Source organism: bacterium (assembly GCA_016873475.1).
In the GTDB taxonomy this organism is placed as follows: Bacteria; Krumholzibacteriota; Krumholzibacteriia; order JACNKJ01; family JACNKJ01; genus VGXI01.
In genome coordinates this window covers 1-3,038 of the sequence record VGXI01000303.1, presented here as the reverse complement: position 1 = coordinate 3,038, position 3,038 = coordinate 1, and the positions used below count along the sequence as shown (strand labels likewise).

The following is a 3,038-nucleotide window of genomic DNA, read 5'->3' as shown; positions in this document are numbered from 1 at the left end:
AGGCGCGCGCGGCCGGATCGCAGACGGTGGCGTGGGACGGCCGCGACGGGCTGGGCCGGAGCCTGCCGAGCGGGCTCTACTTCGCGCGGCTGGAAGTGGGCGGCCAGCGGGCGGTCAGCAAGCTCTTACTCCTGCAGTAGCCTTCCGGCCTTTCTCCCGGCGGGGAAGCCGCAAGGCTCGTCCGCCCCCAATCTTGCCCGCGACGGTGGGCTACAGCGCACTCACGGCCGCGCCTCGGCGGGCACCACCGCCTCGGCGAAGTAGACCGGCAGGAGCGCGGCGAGGATGACCGTGGCGAAGGCCGAGTTCGCCCAGTCGTAACGGGATACCGAATCGTAAGGGCGAATCAGGCCGACTACCCCGTGCGGCTGCTCTGCCGCGTGCCAGGCGTCTCCCCCAGTGGCGACTACGAGTGGCGCGATCGCGAGCCTCCGGCGCGCAGCCGGGCTGGTGGGCGTCTGCCGCCGCCGGCGGCCAGAAGCCGTTATCCATCACTCGGATCAGGCAATACACCTCGATTGTTTTCGGACAGCGCTGCCGTGAGGCTGGCGTGCGGCCCTCGACGGGCTCGGTGGGCGACTGCTTCGACAACGCCCTTTGCGAGTCGTTCTCTGCTACACTTGAGTGTGAGTGCCTGGATCCGCAGCGCTTCAAGACGCAGCGCGAGGCACAGATGGCGGCCTTCAGTTTCATCGAAGGGTTCTGCATCCCGCACCGTCGTCACTCAGCGCTGGGTTCCGAGTCGCCGGTCGGCCTTGAAGCGAAGCGCCGTGAGCAGGTTGCCGAGGCAGGAGAAGTCACCCGTCCGGAGAAGCGGGTCAACTCCAGTACTGACAGGCCGGGGCGTTGTCCTGCGGTGAGCCGAAAGGAGAGAGATTGCGGCGCAGAGTGGTGTTCGCTCTCCTGCTCTTGATACTCGGGGGGGCAGGGGGAGCCCAGGAATGGGAGTTCATCGACGATCTGAGCGCGATGGGCGGCCTGAACCAGATGGTGGCCGACCCGGTACATGGACGGCTCCTCCTAGGGGGGGGCAGGGGCTATCGGATCTATCATCCCGAGAGTTCGATCTGGATGGACCGGCTGTGGCCCGAGGGTATCCACCGTCCCGTCTATTGCTTTCTGCCGAACGCCGCCGATTCTCTGGCGCTGCTGACGGGCCGCGTGGATGGGTTCTGGTACGGGTACATCGTGGACAATCAGGGTTTGACGGTTTGGGGCCCGATCACCTATCTGGACGGCGGGGGCTCTGGAACCGGAATCGTGACGGGACTCGGACGGCTCCCAGGGAGTCAGAAGACGCTCTTCGCCTGCACCACGCTGAGCGATGGCGGTGGGGCGATCTGGCGCTCACTGGATGGGGGCCTCTCCTGGTCCATCGTACACCCCCTCATCTTCGACACCTCTTCCAACAGCGGATGGGATCTCGCGGTGAGTGCCGACGGGCACATCGTGGCTGCCTACGGCACCGGGTTTGGAGGCGCAAACGGGGTTCTTCGCAGCACGGACGGCGGCGAGACCTGGGAGGAGATCACGGGCGACATGCCACGGGTCGCGTACTTCACCGCAGTCGCTGTCGATCCCCTCGATTCCCAGCATCTCTACGTTCAGCAATGGGATTGGGACGTTGCGGCGCATCCCGCCTTCGGGATCTATGAGACTGAGGACGGCGGGCAGCACTGGGAGCAGATCCTCCAGGGCAACTATGGCGACATGAGCATGCACCCCTACGATACCGACATCCTGGTTGCGCTAAGAGACCAAGCGATCATGCTGACGACGGATGGGGGAGACACTTGGGAAGACATCACGGGGGACCTGCCTGGTGTCTGGACTGGCAATCAGTGCGTTGTCTGTCCCAGTGATAGCCGGGTCTACTTCGGGCGGTCCTCTGTGGGGCTCTGGGCGCGGGAGATCTTCCCCACGGCGGTCGCAGCTCCGCCCTCAGCGGCGCTCCATGTGAGCGCCTACCCGAATCCCTTCAACCCGTCGACGAGGATCACCTTCGGGTTGCCCGCGGCGGGCCCTGTATCGCTTAGCATCCTCGATGTTCAGGGTCGAGTTGTGCGCCACCTGCTCGAAGGGGGGCTGCGAGCCGCCGGATCGCAGACGGTGGCCTGGGACGGCCGCGACACGCTGGGCCGGAGCCTGCCGAGCGGGCTCTACTTCGCGCGGCTGGAAGCCGGCGGCCAGCGGGCGGTCGGCAAGCTCTTGCTCCTGCAGTAGCCTTCCGGCCTTTATCCCAGCGGGGGGAGCCAGCAGGCTCCCCCTTCTTTTTGTGCCCGCGGCGGTTCTCTGATACAATGATCCGAAAGGGGGCGCCGCCGGCGGGCGGCGGCGCGGACGGGGGGGACGCCATGCGACGACTGCCACTGCTCCTCGGCCTGGCCATCCTGCTGGTCTCGACGCTGCCGGCCGCGGCGGCGCGGGTGACGCTGGGACCGGGCGAGGACGCCTACACGCTGGATCTGATCGCGGCGACGCCGGAGCGCAGCGTCGTCGAGCTGCAGCTCAATCACTTCGACCTCGAGGCGCTGACAATCGGCGGCGCGCCCTACACGCAGGTGACGCTGGGCAAGCGGCCGCTGCACCTGGAGCGCGGGTTGCCGGCGCTGCCGACTCTGCGCGAGTCGCTGGCGATCCCGGACGCCGGGGTGATGGCGCTGCGCGTGCTCGCGGTCGAGTACCAGGAATTCGCGGGGATCGACGTGGCGCCCTCCAAGGGCAACCTGCTGCGCACGGTGGACCCGGCGCTGGTGGAGTACAGCTTCAGCGATTTCTACGCGAGCGACGGCTGGTGCCCGGCCGAGGCGGCCAAGCTGGAGACGCCCTACATCCTGCGGGACACGCGGGGCCTGGTGCTGGAGCTGAACCCCTTCCAGTATAGCCCGGCGACGCGCACGCTCAGGGTGGCGACGCGGCTGACGGTGGAGGTGGCGCTGGCCGGCGGCGGCGGGGAGAACCTCCTCGACCGGCGGCCGGCGGCGCGGGTGCGGGACTTCGAGGACCTCTATGCGCGCCACTACTTGAACTACACGGCG

The 3,038-nt window shown here is 67.6% G+C and carries 3 protein-coding genes; all 3 read left to right on the top strand.

All coding sequences use genetic code 11. From position 1 onward, the window contains the following. The first annotated feature begins 325 nt into the window (after positions 1-325). Positions 326-913, top strand: coding sequence for a transposase (locus FJ251_15045; protein MBM4119018.1), 588 nt, complete (start codon positions 326-328; stop codon positions 911-913). Further along, positions 877-2,223 (top strand): T9SS type A sorting domain-containing protein, encoded by a 1,347-nt coding sequence (locus FJ251_15040; protein MBM4119017.1) that lies wholly within the window; start codon positions 877-879, stop codon positions 2,221-2,223. The genes FJ251_15045 and FJ251_15040 overlap by 37 nt, the downstream gene beginning before the upstream one ends. 77 nt (positions 2,224-2,300) lie before the next feature. Beyond that, positions 2,301-3,038 (top strand): hypothetical protein (locus FJ251_15035; protein MBM4119016.1); only part of this gene is annotated, 738 nt, incomplete at its 3' end.